The sequence below is a fragment of the Hydrogenophaga aromaticivorans genome, from assembly GCF_013387465.1.
GTDB lineage: Bacteria > Pseudomonadota > Gammaproteobacteria > Burkholderiales > Burkholderiaceae_C > Hydrogenophaga > Hydrogenophaga aromaticivorans.
The window spans coordinates 35,631-50,504 of sequence record NZ_VYGV01000023.1 but is presented as its reverse complement, the minus strand read 5'-3'; the positions used below and the strand labels follow the sequence as shown (position 1 = coordinate 50,504).

Annotated in this window: 15 protein-coding genes and 1 pseudogene; 2 read left to right on the top strand and 14 right to left on the bottom strand. The window is 63.6% G+C overall.

Going from position 1 to position 14,874, the window contains the following annotated elements; all coding sequences use genetic code 11:
• Positions 1-12 precede the first annotated feature (12 nt).
• Positions 13-288, top strand: a complete 276-nt coding sequence (locus F3K02_RS21635; protein WP_177137776.1) for a transposase — start codon at positions 13-15, stop codon at positions 286-288.
• Here the strand turns inward: F3K02_RS21635 and F3K02_RS21630 are convergent.
• A pseudogene (locus F3K02_RS21630) lies at positions 270-1,831 on the bottom strand (IS3 family transposase). The gene F3K02_RS21635 and the pseudogene F3K02_RS21630 sit on opposite strands and share 19 nt — an antisense overlap.
• 70 nt (positions 1,832-1,901) lie before the next feature.
• Here F3K02_RS21630 and F3K02_RS21625 point away from each other — a divergent pair.
• A complete protein-coding gene (locus F3K02_RS21625) occupies positions 1,902-2,543 on the top strand; it encodes a transposase (RefSeq protein ID WP_177137774.1) in 642 nt (213 codons plus the stop codon).
• Between the two features lie 45 nt (positions 2,544-2,588).
• Here the strand turns inward: F3K02_RS21625 and F3K02_RS21620 are convergent, their stop codons facing one another.
• The 13 genes from F3K02_RS21620 to F3K02_RS21560 form a co-directional block, all read right to left on the bottom strand.
• Positions 2,589-3,965 carry an OmpP1/FadL family transporter gene (locus tag F3K02_RS21620; RefSeq protein ID WP_177137772.1) on the bottom strand — a complete coding sequence of 459 codons (1,377 nt, stop codon included), beginning with the start codon at positions 3,963-3,965 and terminating at the stop codon, positions 2,589-2,591.
• A 134-nt stretch (positions 3,966-4,099) separates the two neighbouring features.
• Positions 4,100-4,948: a 1,6-dihydroxycyclohexa-2,4-diene-1-carboxylate dehydrogenase gene (locus F3K02_RS21615; protein ID WP_177137770.1), complete on the bottom strand. Its 849-nt coding sequence runs from the start codon at positions 4,946-4,948 to the stop codon at positions 4,100-4,102.
• Between the two features lie 19 nt (positions 4,949-4,967).
• On the bottom strand, positions 4,968-5,474 hold the full coding sequence (locus tag F3K02_RS21610) for an aromatic-ring-hydroxylating dioxygenase subunit beta (RefSeq protein ID WP_177137768.1): 507 nt from the start codon (positions 5,472-5,474) through the stop codon (positions 4,968-4,970).
• Positions 5,471-6,805, bottom strand: coding sequence for an aromatic ring-hydroxylating oxygenase subunit alpha (locus F3K02_RS21605; protein ID WP_177137767.1), 1,335 nt, complete (start codon positions 6,803-6,805; stop codon positions 5,471-5,473). The genes F3K02_RS21610 and F3K02_RS21605 overlap by 4 nt, the downstream gene beginning before the upstream one ends.
• 61 nt (positions 6,806-6,866) lie before the next feature.
• Positions 6,867-7,274, bottom strand: a complete 408-nt coding sequence (locus F3K02_RS21600) for a non-heme iron oxygenase ferredoxin subunit (RefSeq protein ID WP_246309694.1) — start codon at positions 7,272-7,274, stop codon at positions 6,867-6,869.
• An 8-nt stretch (positions 7,275-7,282) separates the two neighbouring features.
• Complete coding sequence (locus F3K02_RS21595) at positions 7,283-8,290, bottom strand: PdxA family dehydrogenase (RefSeq protein ID WP_218179542.1); 1,008 nt, start codon at positions 8,288-8,290, stop codon at positions 7,283-7,285.
• Positions 8,291-8,394: 104 nt separating this feature from the next.
• Positions 8,395-9,423: an amidohydrolase family protein gene (locus F3K02_RS21590; RefSeq protein ID WP_177137759.1), complete on the bottom strand. Its 1,029-nt coding sequence runs from the start codon at positions 9,421-9,423 to the stop codon at positions 8,395-8,397.
• On the bottom strand, positions 9,423-10,127 hold the full coding sequence (locus F3K02_RS21585; protein WP_177137757.1) for a TetR/AcrR family transcriptional regulator: 705 nt from the start codon (positions 10,125-10,127) through the stop codon (positions 9,423-9,425). Before F3K02_RS21585 ends, F3K02_RS21590 begins: the two co-directional genes overlap by 1 nt.
• Positions 10,120-11,358 (bottom strand): MFS transporter, encoded by a 1,239-nt coding sequence (locus F3K02_RS21580; RefSeq protein ID WP_177137755.1) that lies wholly within the window; start codon positions 11,356-11,358, stop codon positions 10,120-10,122. The genes F3K02_RS21585 and F3K02_RS21580 overlap by 8 nt, the downstream gene beginning before the upstream one ends.
• Positions 11,358-12,170, bottom strand: a complete 813-nt coding sequence (locus tag F3K02_RS21575; protein WP_177137753.1) for an SDR family oxidoreductase — start codon at positions 12,168-12,170, stop codon at positions 11,358-11,360. Before F3K02_RS21575 ends, F3K02_RS21580 begins: the two co-directional genes overlap by 1 nt.
• Positions 12,167-13,075, bottom strand: a complete 909-nt coding sequence (locus F3K02_RS21570; protein WP_177137751.1) for a VOC family protein — start codon at positions 13,073-13,075, stop codon at positions 12,167-12,169. Before F3K02_RS21570 ends, F3K02_RS21575 begins: the two co-directional genes overlap by 4 nt.
• Positions 13,076-13,086: 11 nt before the next feature.
• Complete coding sequence (locus tag F3K02_RS21565; protein WP_246309692.1) at positions 13,087-13,578, bottom strand: aromatic-ring-hydroxylating dioxygenase subunit beta; 492 nt, start codon at positions 13,576-13,578, stop codon at positions 13,087-13,089.
• A gap of 16 nt (positions 13,579-13,594) precedes the next feature.
• Positions 13,595-14,869 (bottom strand): aromatic ring-hydroxylating oxygenase subunit alpha, encoded by a 1,275-nt coding sequence (locus F3K02_RS21560; RefSeq protein WP_177137719.1) that lies wholly within the window; start codon positions 14,867-14,869, stop codon positions 13,595-13,597.
• Between the last annotated feature and the right edge of the window lie 5 nt (positions 14,870-14,874).

Below are 14,874 nucleotides of genomic sequence, written 5' to 3'. Positions count from 1 at the left end.
TTTCGAATACCGGTGATCACCCCAAAACACCAGCATTCATGCGGGCTGCAGGGGTCCTTCAGGGTCGACTACGTCACCAGCGTGCACGATCTGCAGCAAAAGCGCCTGCTCTTTGTCACCGAGGGGCGCGACCATCAAACGCTGGACGCCTTTGCCAAGGACCTGGCCGAGCACGGCGGCAGTGCCCAAGCCATCAGCCATGTGAGCATGGACATGAGTGCGGCCTACCTCAAGGGGGTCGGCGCGCGTCAAGGTAGTTGTCGCCTGAGTCACGCAGCTTTGAGCTGAGTATGTTGAACGCAGGCAGCCATCTTGACCACCTCGTCGCGCTCGGGATTGAGGGTCACCACGTCGATGAGCGACCAGTTCCTTGTGGCGCCCGACCAGCGTGCCGGATGGCGCTGCTGGGCCTGGCGATACAGCGCGTGTCGTGCCGCCAGGATGGCCTGATCCTGCCCGGCGTGACGCTGCTGCGGGCTCACATAGCGGATACCGCTGTGGCGGTGCTCCACGTTGTACCAACGCACGAACTCGGCGGCCCAGGCGCGGGCATCGTCCAGCGTCTCAAAGCCCTGCGCCGGGAACTCTGGGCGGTACTTGGCCGTGCGGAACAGCGACTCGGCAAACGCGTTGTCGTCGCTCACCCGGGGCCGCGAGTACGAGGGCTTGATGCCCAGCCAGTTGAGCATGGCCAGCACCGTGGTGGCCTTGAGCGTGGAGCCGTTGTCGCCGTGCAGCACAGGTTTGCTGTCCATCGCCGCGATGCCCTCAGCCAGCGCGGTGCGCCGCACCAGATGCACGGCATGCACAGAGTCGTCGCTGTCGTGCACCTCGGCACCCACGATCTTGCGGCTGTACAAATCCAGGATCAGGTACAGGTGGAACCAGCGGCCCATCACCCTGGCGGGCAGGTAAGTCATGTCCCAGCACCACACCTGTCCTGGGGCCGTGGCGATGTGGGTGGTGGGCGGCCTTGTTGCCTTGGGCGCCTTGGCGCGACCACGGCGCTTGTTCTGCCCGGCGGCTTTGAGCACACGTGCCATGCTGGACTCGCTGCCCAGGTACACGCCCTCGTCAGCGAGCATGGGCACGATGCGCGCAGGCGGCACCGAGGCAAAGCGCGGTTCGTTGGCAACAGTCAGCAGCGCCACGCGCTCGGCCGCACTCAAGGCATGGCTGGGCATCGGGCGCACGGCGAGCGGCCTGCCATCGCCCGCTGTCAGGCCCGAGCTGGCCTTCCAGCGCTGAAGCGTGCGCAGCTCAATGCCGGCGATCTCACAGGCGGGCGCGAATCGGGCTCCGGCTGCATGCGCATCCTCGATGTCTCTGGCCAGGGCTTGGCGATCTTCGAGGCCGATCATTCGTCCTCGCCCTTGTTGAAGATCGCCGAGACTTTTTTTGAAAGCACCAGCAACGCGGCTGTCTCAGCCAGCGCTCGGTCCTTGCGCAGCAGATCGCGTTCGAGTTCCTTGATGCGTTTGCGGTCCGCGCGTGTGGCCTGCGCACTGGCTGGCGCAGCCTGCGGGTCGACCAGTGCGGTGGTGCAACTCACCCGCCATTTGTCCAGATCGGCCGGGTACACACCATGCTCGCGACACCAGGCGCTTTTGCTCGCCTCGTTCATCGCCGCAGTGGTGATCACGGCCTCAAGCCGGGCGCCCGCAGTCCAGGCCCGCCCTCGGGCGGGCCTGGACTGCGCTTCCTCGCGCCAACGCTCCAGAGTTCCCGTTCCCACACCAACCTCGCGCGAGATCACCTCCACCGGCGCGCTCTCCGGTGGCAGCAACCTGGCTACTGCTTTGTCTTTGAATGCTTGTCCGTATCGAGCCACTGTCGTCCTTCATCGCCGCCCCCGGGTTCTTGGTTCTATCGGGGCGACAACTATTCTGACGCGGGGGGGGGTGCAGCAGCAACTACCGCAGGCGGCCATCTGCTACGACCACTTTCATGTGGCCGCGCTGGCGGGCAAGGCGATGGACGAGGTGCGCGCGGCCGAGTTCAAGGCGCGCCCCAACGCCGTGGCGCTTGCGCTGGGAGAGCTGGACCGCGCCAGTCGGCGTTGTCTGAGCTGGGCGATGCGCACGCACCACGCGGGCTGGAACGAGCGGCACATGCAAGCGATGTACGCCTTGCAGCGCACGAACCTGCAAAGCGCACGGGCCTGGCGGCTGAAGGTGGCGCTGCGCGGTGTGTACGAGGCGGCTGCGCACAGTCAGAGCGAGGAGGTGGCGCGCACCGGGCTTGAGAGCTGGATCGGTTGGGCCATGCGCTCGCGCCTGGAGCCGTTCAAGCGGCTGGCGCGCACGCTCAGGACGCACTTTGAAGGTGTGATCGCGGGCATGAAGCAAGGGCGCAGCAATGCGTTTGTGGAAGCCATGAACGGACTCATGCAGAACGCCAAGCGCGCCGCCCGCGGGTTCAGAACGAGCACGAACTTCATCGCCATTGCGTATTTGCGCATGTCCAAGCTAAAGCATCTGCCGGCCAATCCGTTCGAACACGCTGCGCCGCGCTTCGCGGGCCTCAGCACGCACAGGTGTTGAGGTCAAGTTCCATGCAATTCGGCATTGAGCCATTTTTCCCCCTGTTTAGAACCTGTGCGTATAACCGATGGTCATATTGTTTTGTGAATGGATAACTTGAATCGGCGCTGAAGTATTCGGCAGACTCTCGTTTCCAATCGATTCTTTTAAGGCATGGGAATAGGCAAAGTCAATACTACCCATCTTGGAGAAAGCATAAGAAAAACCGGCCGAAATGTGTTTTCTAGGAGTCGCAGGAATCAAAGCAAGCAGTGTCTCTGAGCGCAGCGACTGAGTTGCAATTCGACCACCGCCACGCAGTGTCCAGCGACCCGTCTGGTAGGCTATACCGACTGCAAGGATGGTCTGATTCATGTAATTTTGCGGCAATAGGATGTCAAGGGTGCCCCCACTGTCTGAGACAAAACCGACATTGATATCTTTCATTGCATGCTTCCAAAATACTTGCGAAACATCGGCGGCCATCATCCACTGATCGTTGAAGCGGTGGCTTAAGCCAATATCCAGCTTGGCGGGCATCTGGAAATTACGCACCTTGATATTGCCCTGCAGAGGGATCTGTCCCGCAATCCCATCGATCGCAGTGAGCGTAGCCCGTCCTTGCATGTCATTCACTTTACTTTCCATGGCATAGTCAGCGCCAAACAAGGTGTCATTCGACACCTTGTAAGTCATCCCGATACGCCCACCAAAACCCCAGGCGTCAACGCCGCTGGCCAGGGGCTGGTTCTTGGTCAGGCTGACGTGGGCACCACGCAAATCGGGCAAACCACCGAGCACAGGCACCAGACTTCCGCTCACCCGCCCGGCGCCAATCAGCGCACCAACCTGGTCCGCGCCAAGTAACACATCGAGGTTCAAACCCTGCCACATCGCATCAATACTTCCCCCGACAGCCAGTTTGTCGTTGACCTGGTAGCTCGCAGCGAAGGGTATGTTCAATACCAGCAAACGGCTTGAGTTTTCGAGCCCGGTGTCCAGGCCGCCAGTAGCACGGGAAAGAAAGCTGCTCTTGCCATATTCGGTGCCCAATCCACCTTGGGCAAAGGCGCCAACCCCAAGTGCCAGTGCGCCATTTCGGTAGGTATAAGCAGCCTCGGGAGCCAGATAGGGTCCGCGGTTATTGGAGCGGTTGCTGGACGAGACACTTTCTCCAGTCGCCTGGTTTTTCACATTGATGTCGGCGGTGATCAGATCCAGCCCCAGATGAAATTCAGAACCTGGGGCGATCAACGACAGCGTTGCCGGGTTGGTCATCATGCCAGCGGCACCTACATTGAATGCCGTGGCCGCCCCGCCCATGGCGTGGGAGATGGGTCCGAAACCTTCCAGCCGGAAGACGTCTGTGGCGTGAGCCATTTGAGATGTAGAGGCCAGGCAGGCCGCGGCAATGACGCCAAGCGCATTTAATTTGGATTTCATTTTCTTGTCTCCTCGTTTTGATGTGAATATATTTTTATTACCAATGAATGAGAATTCTTAATCCGTGGACTTGAAGCCAACACCTGAGCGACCTCTCGCCGCTCACCGGCGTGCGGCTACCGGTACTGACAGCGTCAGCCCAGATCACCACCGGCCACCGGCAGCGTCACGCCGGTGATGTAGCTGGCCTCGTCCGAAGCCAGAAACAAAATGGCGGCCGCCTGCTCGTCGGGCGTGCCATAGCGCTTTATGAAAGCCACATCCAGTGTCTGATCAACAATCGCCTGGTACCAGGTGCGCTCCTGCTCCGTCATGGATTCGGTATTGCGGGGAATGCGCCGGGCCCCGACATCGGTGCCACCCGGAGCGACGGCATTGACGCGGATGCCCTGCTGCGAATACTCGAACGCCAGACAGACCGTGAGTGCATTGACCCCGCCCTTGGCCGCCGAGTACGGCACACGATGGATGCCGCGGGTGGCGGTCGAAGAAACGTTCACGATGCTACCGCCGCCTTGCGCCAGCATGTGGGGCAGCACCGCATGGCAGCACCACAGCGTGGGAAACAGCGAGCGATTGATCTCGGCGCTGATCTGTTCCTCGCTGTAATGCTCGAAGGGTTTGACCCAGATCGTACCGCCGACATTATTCACCAGCACATCGATGCGTCCGTCGAGCGCGTGCGCCTTGGCCATCGCCTTCTTGCAGTCCTTGTACTTCTCGACATCGACCAGCAGGGCCGTCGCCCGGTGGCCCGCAGCCAGCAACTCGTCACGCACTTCCTGCACGAGCTTCGAGCGATCGACCAGCACGACGTGGGCTCCCTCCTCCGCCATGGCCCGTGCCACGGCACGGCCGATACCCTGCGCTGCGCCGGTAATGACGGCCGTTTTTCCGGTAAAGCGCAAGCGGCTGCGCTGGGGCTCGGCCTTTGTTGCGACCTGTGTCACGGGCTTTTTTTCTGTCTTTTTGGTTGTGGCCATGGGCCCTCCATGAATCGCGTCAGACGCTGTAGATATCGAGCACCGTGTCGATCAAGTCGTTCAGCACAAGAATCTTCTTCTTGCCGATCAACCAGTCGCTGCCCGAACCCTTGGCCTGCGGCAGCAGCAGGTATTCGTAGTGCCCGTAAAAGCTCTGCGAGACGCTGTTGCGGAAAAGATGCGTGACCCAGTTCGCCTTGACGATGCAGCGGCCCTCGGCGTCCAGGGTGGCACGCACGTTCGACACCATGTGGCAGGTGCGCGGCATCGGCGTGGAGGCGGCCGAACGGCCGGTGCGCAGCCGGAACACGCGGTCTTCCAGGCCGGTGCGGTCGCCGTAGTACATCAGCGAGATTTCGGTCTGCGGGTCGCGGGTGTACTCGTCTTCTGAATCCCAGGACGGAATCCAGTACTCCGCCTGGGGGTCGAACAGGGCCAGCCATTCGTCCCAGCGGCGCTCATCGACATATTCGGCCTCGCGGTACAGCAAGGCGGTCACAGAATTCAGCAATGCGCTATCACTCATGATTTGTCTCCCGTGGTTGGTGTCTTCATCAGCTCGGCCCAGCGCTGATGCTGGGCAATAAAAATACCTTCGTCGGCGGCTTTCGCGCCACTGGTGGTCGGCGCAATGCCGAGGCCGGCAGCAAGTTCGTCGGGGCCGGCAATCTCGTGCGACGCACCGCGTGACATGTCGCTCCAGCGCATGACGCTGTAATTGCTGCAGCCCTTCTGCGACTCATTGAATTCCGTCAGGTCATCGGACGTGGCCATGCCGGAGGCGTTGAAGAAGTCCTCGTACTGGCGAATGCGCTTGGCGCGCTCGACCGGCGTTTCACCCACCGGCGCAAAGCAGTAAATTGTGACCTCGGTCTTGTCGACCGACAGTGGGCGGAACATGCGTATCTGTGTGCCCATCTGGTCCATCAGGAACACATTCGGATAGAGCAACAAGTTGCGCGCCCGGTTGACGGCCCAGTCAGCCTTGACTTGGCCCATGCGCTCGGCCAGCTCTTCGCGCTGGGCATAGACAGGCCGGTCCTGCGGATTGGTCATCTGGGTCCAGATCACCGTATGGCCGTTGCCGAGGTCGTAGTAGCCCGTGGCGTTGAGGTTGTAGTCGCCCACCGCCAGAACTTTGAGCGGTTTGCCCGCCGCATTGATCTTGGCGCGGTTCTGGATCATCTGGACGTAGTTGGCATGCACAGAATCCACGTGGTAGGCATCCACACCGTTCTCCGCCTGCAGCTTCCAGTTGCCGTTGAAGGTATAGACCGAGCGGCCTTTGAGCACCTCGATGCCCTGGGGCGACTGATCGACCACGATGTCGATGAATACCTTGCTCTCGGCCAGATAGTCTTGCAGCGGCTCGGCCTGCTGGTTCAGCGTGGCGAACAGAAAACCGCGGTAATTTTCCAGCCGCACCTTGGTCAGGCCGCGCTTGCTCTTGTCAAAGCCCTCGGGGTAGCCGGCACCCTTCTCGTTCATCGCCGCCAGCAGATTACCCTGGGCATCAAAAGCCCAGCCGTGGAACGAGCAGACGAAGTTGCTGGCGCTGCCCTTGGAGGTGCGGCACAGCGTGGCGCCGCGGTGCGAACAGATATTGACAAAGGCATTGAACTGGCCGCTCTTGTCGCGGTTGACGACAATCGGCGCGCGGCCGATCCAGCTGGTGAGGTAGTCCTTGGGTTTGGGCAACTGGCTCTCGTGCGCGACATAGACCCAGACTTTTTCCCATATCTGGCTCTGCTCAAGCTCGAACAGTTCCGGATCAGCAAAAATTCGACGGTCGACGGCGCGCAGTCCGTCTTCGTGCTGGATGAACTCTTCCAGCAAAGGGTTCGGGGCAGTACTCATGAGATTTTCTCCTTCAGGTTGACGACCGGTGGTGGCATGGCCTCCACCTCCATAAAAACATTCAAACCGGGGTGTCGGCACAACTGCCGGCATCGAGCGCCGCGAAAACCTGGCCGTCTTCCACCTTGACCGGATACACCGTCAAGGCCTTGGCGCACGGAAAGGCGGTCACGGCACCGGTGCGGATATCAAAGCAGCCACTGTGAAACGGACACTCGATGTCACCATTGATGATCTCGCCGTCCGACAGGGACGCTTCGCCGTGGGTGCAGGTGTCGTCGATCACGAAAAATTCATCGTCCAGGCGCACCAGGGCCACGGGGGGACGGCCCCCGAGATTGACCTGCAGGGCGCAGCCGGGCTCCACGTCCGTGGTGCGCGCGATGAAGGTCATGGGCTGGGTAATACTCGCAATACTCACAAAAGACTCCTGATTTCCAGATAAAGTTGTTTCAAGGCGCATGGTCATAGTTGTGCTCATGCCAAGCTGGCAAAGCCACGCCCGGCGGCCAGCGAGGCGGCGGTGAGAATGGCGTTGCGCAGCATCGACGGGTCCGCCACGCCGCGCCCCACAATGTCATAAGCCGTTCCATGCGCCACCGTGACATGCACATAGGGCGGCCCGACGACCAGCGCGATGTTGCCGGAAAAGCCCCAGGTCTTGATGGCGATATGGCCCTGGTCGTGGTACATGGCCAGAATCAGGTCGTAACGGCCCTCGATGCCCTGGCGGAACACGGTGTCGGGGCTGACCGGACCGACCACGTCAACGCCCTCGGCGCGGGCCTGCGCCACGCCCGGCGCAATCTGCGTTTCGTCTTCCAGACCCTTGGCATGGGGGTTGAAGCCCGCCACCGCGATACGCGGCTGGGCGATGCCCCACTGGCGCAGCACAGCATCAAGCTGGTGCAAGGCGCGCGTGATCAGCTCGGCCATGATCAGGGCGGAGACGTCGCGCAGCGGCAGGTGGTCTGTCAGGTGCGCCACCCGCAGCGGGCCCGAGGCCAGCAGCAGATAACTCTCGCCGGGCTTGACATTGATGACACGGTCCAGCACCCCGGCCATACTCATGGCCTCGGCACTGATCGGCCCCATGACGGTGGCCCCCAGGCGACCGGCCCGCGCCAGGCGGTCGGCTTCGTCCAGCCAGGTGGCAACCGCCAGACCACAGGCTGCGTTGTCAAAGCCCGGGGTGATGTCGGCCGGCGCCAGTGCGCCTGAGTCGATGATGTCGAGCACATCGCTGCTGTCCAGAATGTCCTCGGGCCCGGCGACCACGCGCACACTCGCCGTCAACCCGGCGATCTGGATCGCCTGCCGCATGGCGGCGGCACTGCCGATCAGCACCGGACGGCACACCGCATGCAGCCGCCCCGACGCCCAGGCCTTGGCCACCACTTCCGGCCCCACGCCGCAGGGGTCGCCAATCACCACGCCCACCAGTGGCCGGCTGACTGCGTCCATCGGCGCTGCCGTCGCCATCATCCCGCTTGGATCCTTCACTGTCCGCCTCCTCTAAATATTAATATTTTTACTCAATAAGAATAAAAAAGAATAGGTGTTAACCAGCATCCCTGTGTCGATCAGCATCAGGCCGCCGTTGCCTGTAGGCCCAGCCAGCGCGCCGCGTTGCCGTGGCGCAGCAGTGCCAGCACCGGCTCGTCCAGCGCCAGAGCGGCCAGGCGGCCGACCGGGTCTGGGTCCATGATCGCGAACGGGTAGTCGCTGCCAAGCATGAGCTGCGTCGGCCCGAAGGTCTGCAGCAGGTAGGCAATGGTGGACGTGTCGTAAACCAGATCGTCATAGTACAGAGTGCGGGCGGCCTCGCGCGGCGCGGTCGGCATTGCCGCCTGCAGCGCGGGGAAGCACTCCCAGGCATGCTGCAAGCGGGGCAGCAACTGCGCCAGCGTGCCGCCGCCATGGCTAAAGGCGATGCGCAGGTTCGGGCAGCGCGCCAGCGTACCGCCGGTGAGCAGGGAAGCCGCGGCCAGGCCGACCTCGCCCGGGAAGGCCAGCGCCTGCTCCAGAATGGGCGGCCCGACCAGCCGCTCCATGCCGGCCGGCCGCAGCGCATGCACGAAGATGGCGGCGCCCCAGCGTTCGGCGGCTTCGAAGAACGGCAGAAAGCGCGCATCGCCAATGCTCACGCCGTTGATGTTGCTGCCGATCTCGACCCCAGCCAGACCGAGCTGATGCAGCAGAAAATCCAGCTCCCGGATCGCCATATCCACGTCCTGCAGCGGCACCGCGCCCAGACCCGTGAAGCGGGTCGGCGCGGCCTGCACCATGCCGGCAATCGCCTCATTCAGAAAGCGCGACAAGACTTGCCCATCGTCGCCGTCCAGCCCATACGAGAGCAACTCGGGCATGGGCGAGAGCACCTGCCGCGCGATGCCCATGGCGTCCATGTCGGCCAGCCGCACGGCACAGTCCCAGCATTGATGCGACACGGTGCGATAGACCTTGCCATCGAGCATCACATGGCGGTGGCAGGGCTGCGCCTCGGCCATCGACGGCCAGCGCACGCCCAGCCGATGACCGAGATAGGACGGAAACTCCGCCGGCACGACGTGCGTATGAATATCGACATTGCCAGCGGGGATGGCGGAGGGTTTCATCAACAGCGCTCCTGGAGGGGTTCGGGTTGGTGCGGCAACGGGCCGGTGGATTTGATGTAGGCGCCCACCATGGCCTGCCACAGCGACAGCAGTTGCGCCACGCGCTCGGGTTCGGGCGACCACAGCGCACGAATGCCCAGGCCACGCACCAGGCTGACGGTGAGCAGCAACAGGTCTTCGGAAGCCGCCTCGGGCAGACCGAGTTCGCGCATCACCGACAACCACGCCTGCTCGACCGGCCGCCGGTAATTACGCACCACCTGCACGGCGGCGTCCTTGAGCGCCGGGTCCTTGCCGCCGGCCAGCAGCATGTCCAGCCCGACATAAAAATAGTCGCTGAAATAAAACGCCGACGCGTCCTTGATCAAGGCCTCGAGCGGTCGATTCGACTGCTTCGCGGTTTTCGCCAGCTCAAGCCCGTGCGCGAGCGCCAACTGGAACACATGCTCCATGGCCGCGACCACGAGTTCGTGCTTGCTCGGAAAGTGGTGCACCTGCGCGCCGCGCGAAACGCCTGCGCGACGCGCGACTTCGGGCGTGGTGAAACCGGCGATGCCACGCTCCTTCAACACCTCAAAGGCCGCGGCAAGGATGCGCTGCTTCATCTCGTCGCTGCGCGCCTCCTGCGTGCGCCGCACCTTGGGCCGCACCACCGTTGGCGCCCTGCCGCGCGTCGCGTGCGTTGCGTTGAACAGTTCAGCCATGAACCCTCCTCGCGCTTGCAGTCGGCCGCATTTCAGGTGCCCGTGCGGCCAGCACGATCAGCAGCGCCGACACCGCAGCCGTCATCAGGTAGACCGGTCCGACCCCGCGCCAGCCGCTGCTCACCACCAGGGCCGCCGCCAGCGGCGGGCCCAGCAGCGCACCGATATTCGACGCTTGCACCACCAGACCGTTGACGGAGGCAAAGTTCTGCCGCCGCGCGGCGACGGCGGGCACACAGGCATAGATGGAGGCCGGCAGCACCCCGCCAATGAAGGAGAACACCACGCACAGCGCAAAGCGCAACGCCGGATCGAGATCGGCGGCGAAAGCAGCCCAGCCAGTCACCCCCATCACCAGGCCGGAGGCCAGAATCAGGCGCGCAGGCGCCAGGCCACGCTGTGACAGGTAGCCACCCAGCCAGTTGCCCGGCGCGTTGGCAACGATCACGACCGCGACAATGACGGTGGCCTGCCCCAGGCCCAATTGGAATTCATCGTGCAGGAACGTGGGTAGCCACACCATCATCGCCATCCATTGCAGCGTGTAGATGGCGAAGCAGCCGGCCAGCAACCACGGCGTGGCCACGCGCAGACCGTGCAACAGGCCGGAGGCGGCCTGCGGCGCCGCTGATGCGCGCCTGCTGCCCGGAAAAACACGCAAGACCAACAGCAACAGCAGCGCTGACCCCATCACCCCGGTCCACCACCCGCCGCGCCAGCCCATCAGGCCGATCAACCACGGTGCGGCCAGCAGCATCGCCGTCATGCCCAACGCCATGTAGCTGCTCCACAAGCCGAGCACCAGGCGCTGGCGCGACAGCCCGGCCGCCTCGCGCATCAGCGCCGGCGCGGCCACGACGATGCCGACAAAGCCGAGACCTTCCATCACCCGCGACACCAGCAGCCAGCCGATACCGCCACTGCTGGCGCCGAGCAGGGCGCCGATCCCCAGCGCCAGCAGGCCGAGCTTGAGCATGGTCCGCCGCCCGACACGGTCGGCGACCAGACCGGTGGCCAGCGCGACGAGCGCGGCGACCAGATTGAACACCGAGGAAATCCAGCCCAGTTGCACCAGGCTCGCGCCGAAGTGTTCACGCAGCCCGGGCATGGCGGGCGGCAGCTTGCCGACCTGGGTGGCCACAAACACGCCACACAGCATCAGCAGTGCAACGCGCGGCCAGTCGGTATCCATCGAATCTGCCTGAGTCATCGCGGGCTTCACGCCTGTCATCAGCGCATCGTGCTGCCGCCGTTGACGCTGATCACCTGTCCGGTGACGAACGAGGCCTGCTCGGAGGCGACGTAGCTAACCATCGAGGCGACCTCGGCCATGTCAGCGGCGCGGCCCATGGGGATGATGCTGAGGAATTTGTCCACCAGCGCCGGATCCTTCTGCCCCAGCTCGACCAGTTGCGGCGTGCTGACCGCGCAGGGCGCCACCGTGTTGACCGTGATGCCGTCGCGCGCAAACTCGCGCGCCAGGCCGGTGGCCAGCGCATGCGCACCGCCCTTGGCGGCGTTGTAGGCGGCGTGGTCCCACAGGCCGCTGTACACCGAGTCGGCGCCCAGCGTCACGATGCGGCCATAGCGCTGCGCCTGCATCACCGGCAGCGCGGCGCGGCAGCACCAGAGCACCGTCCACAGGTTGCGGTCGATGGTGCGTTTCAGCGTTTCGGGCGTGTGCGCCAGGAACGGCAGGATCACGCCGCCGCCAGCGTTGTTGACCAGGATGTCGATGCGGCCAAAGGCGGCCAGCGCGGCGGCCATCAATTCGTTGGCTGTGGCTTCCAGCGACAGGTCGCCGACCTGCGTGATGACCTCGGCGCCGGCTTGGCGCACCGCCTGGGCAGCGGCCGCCAGCTGCTCGCCATCGGTATCGGCCAGCGCTAGGCGGGCGCCGTCGCGCGCCAGCCGCAAGGCAATCTCCAGCCCGATGCCGCGCGCCGCGCCGGTCACCACCGCCACCCGGCCGCGGTGGGGTTGGGCCTGGGTGGCCCAAGGGGCCTCTTGTGGCTCAGGGTTCGATGTATTGGTGGGGTTCATGTCCGCACCTCCGGCTCAATCGCGCCGACCTTGCCGAAGGCCGGTTGCGGCACACTGCCCCAGGTATCGAGCGCCAGCGGATGCGCCTCCAGCATGCGCGGCTCGCGCGCACCCTTTTCCGGGAACTCCTCCATGCCGAAGCTGTACTCCAACGACATGCCATCGGGATCGAGGAAGTACAGGAAGATGCTGCCCGAGGGCTGGTGGCGGCCCGGCCCGAAGACGACCGGCACCTCATGCTTTTGCAGCCGGTTCATCGCGATGCCGATGTCATCCATGTCGCTGACCATGAAGTTCACATGGTTGAGGTGGTTGCCCGCCGCCGAGCGGCCGATCGCAAACGAGTGGTGCAAAGGGTTGGGCTGGCAACGCAGGAAGGCGAAGCGGCCCTCGACGAAATCGGACACCGCGAAGCCGAGCTGCGTGGTCAGAAAGTCAGTCATCTCGTCAAACCGCTCGACCGACAGCACCACATGGCCTAGGCGGACGATTTTGGTCAGACTCTGGCGAAACGGCAGCGCCATTTGCAACACACGGGTGTACAGCTCGAAGGTCAGGCCCGAGTTCGGTTCGACAAAACGCAGGCCGTCGCCCTGGCGCAACGCGGCGCGTTCTTCAACCGGTATATCTTCGACCACCAGCCCCAGGCTCGCGAGGTGCTTGCGTGCGTGCTCCATCTCGGCCCGGCTCTCCAGCTCGAAGGCTACGCGCTTGATGCCCGGCTCGGCGGCCGGATACAGCACCACATGGTGGTGATCGGTGCCGCAGCGCAAAAACGCCGGGCCGGCACCGGGCGGCTCCGACAGATCGAGTCCGACCATGTCGGTATAAAAACGCACCGAGCGTTCCAGGTCGGTCACATTCAGGGCCACATAGCCCAGCTTGCGGTAGCGAAAAGGGATCATGGTGAATGGCCTTAGAGAATGATGCTGACGCGCCCTTGCGGACGCAATGAATCGAGGTCGAGCGTGCAGCGCTTCTTGGCGATGCGCAGGCCGGCGTCACTGCGCACGATGGTGTGTTCGCTGCTGCCGATGTAGGTATCGGTCACCCCGGACTTGGTGCGGTAGGTGACGAAGGCACTGCTGACCCGGCAACGGTCGCCGCTGCTGTCCAGGATGCGCACGTTGCTGACCAGATGGCGGGTCTTCGAGCGCGGGTATTCCGAAAAGGCGGTTTTCTTCATCAGCCGCTTGACGCGCTCGCTCAGGCGAAAGGCATCGTCGGCAATGAAGAACAGGTTGTTTTCCGGGGATGCGTCCTTGGGCAGGTCGGTGGCCGGCACCTCGTAGCGGGCGTCGGCGGTGTAGAGGGCCAGCCACTCCAGAAGCTGCCAGTCGTCGAGCAGGGCCGCCTCGTGGTACAGAAAGTCTTCGATTTCACTGCGGGTGAATGCTTGTGCTTGCATGGTGGGCTCCTCTTCTTCAGCGTGCATTGTTGGCTTGTTCGATGCGGGCGTTCCACTCGGTCCAGAAGGCGCGCATCTGGATTTCGTCGTCCATCGCCGGCTGCGCCTTGCCCATGCCCTTGGAGATGTCGTTCCAGCCGGCCTCGCGCACGTTCTCGTAGCCGGCCTGGCACTGCTGCAGCGCTTCAACGTCGTCGGGCGTGGCAAAGCCGCCCGGCCCCAGGAATTCGAGAAAATTCTCCAGCCGCGACTTGCGCGACCACTCGCTTTCGTCCGCCGGCGCCAGCGCCCAGGCATTGACATGCAGCTGATTGGGCGCCAACGGATAGAAAGTGCGCACCGTGATCGCCATGATGTCATTGATGATCAGGTTGGGGAAAATCAGCAGGTTGCGGTTCTTCAGCGCGATGCGCTGGGCCCGCTCCTCGCCGAAGCGTTGCGTCAGACCGGCGACGATGCGCTCGATGTCGGCCTTGCCCTGCTCGCCCCAGGCCGGAATCCACTGCCCGATCGGGCGGCCCCAGGGGGCGGTGTATTCGATCACCGCATGGCCGTTGCCCAGGTCGCGGCCAACGCCCGACAGCGGCGCTGCCGCCAGCGCACCGGCGGTGCCTTTGAGGTAGTCCAGGTAGCTCGCATGGGTGGTCGCGGCGTGGTAGCCGTCGATGCTGTTTTCGACCAGCAGCTTCCAGTTGGCGCGAATGCTGTATTCCTGCGTGCCGCCGACGATAGCCATGCCGGCCTCGGACTGGTCGGCCACCAGATCAAGGTATTCGCGCGCATTGCCCAGGTAGGTCGGCAGGTCGACGATGCCCTGGTCAAAGGCGACGAAGTAAAAGCCGCGGTATTCCTCCAGCCGGGGGGCCCGCACCAGATTGGCGCCGCCGTGGTCGTTAAAGCCCTCACAGTAGGACTCCTTGCCGGGCTGGCTCTTGAGCGTGCCGTCGCTGCCGAACACCCAGCCGTGGTAGAAGCACTGAAAATTCTTGGCCGTGCCCGCGCGGTCGCGGCACACGGTGGCGCCACGGTGCGGACAGGTGTTCATGAAAGCATTGACCTGGCCATCGACATCACGATTGAAGATCAGGTTGCGCCCGGCCACGGTGCGGGTGACGAACTGACCCGGTTTGGTGAGCTCCGAGGCGTGCCCCAGGTACAACCAGCAGTGATTGAAGATGGCGTCGCGCTCGGCGTCGAACACGTCGGTGCTGACAAAGGACGCGCGCGGCACCTTGAACAGGTTTTGCGTGGTGTCGACATGCAGCTTGATGACTTTGGAAATGTCTTTCATGTAGG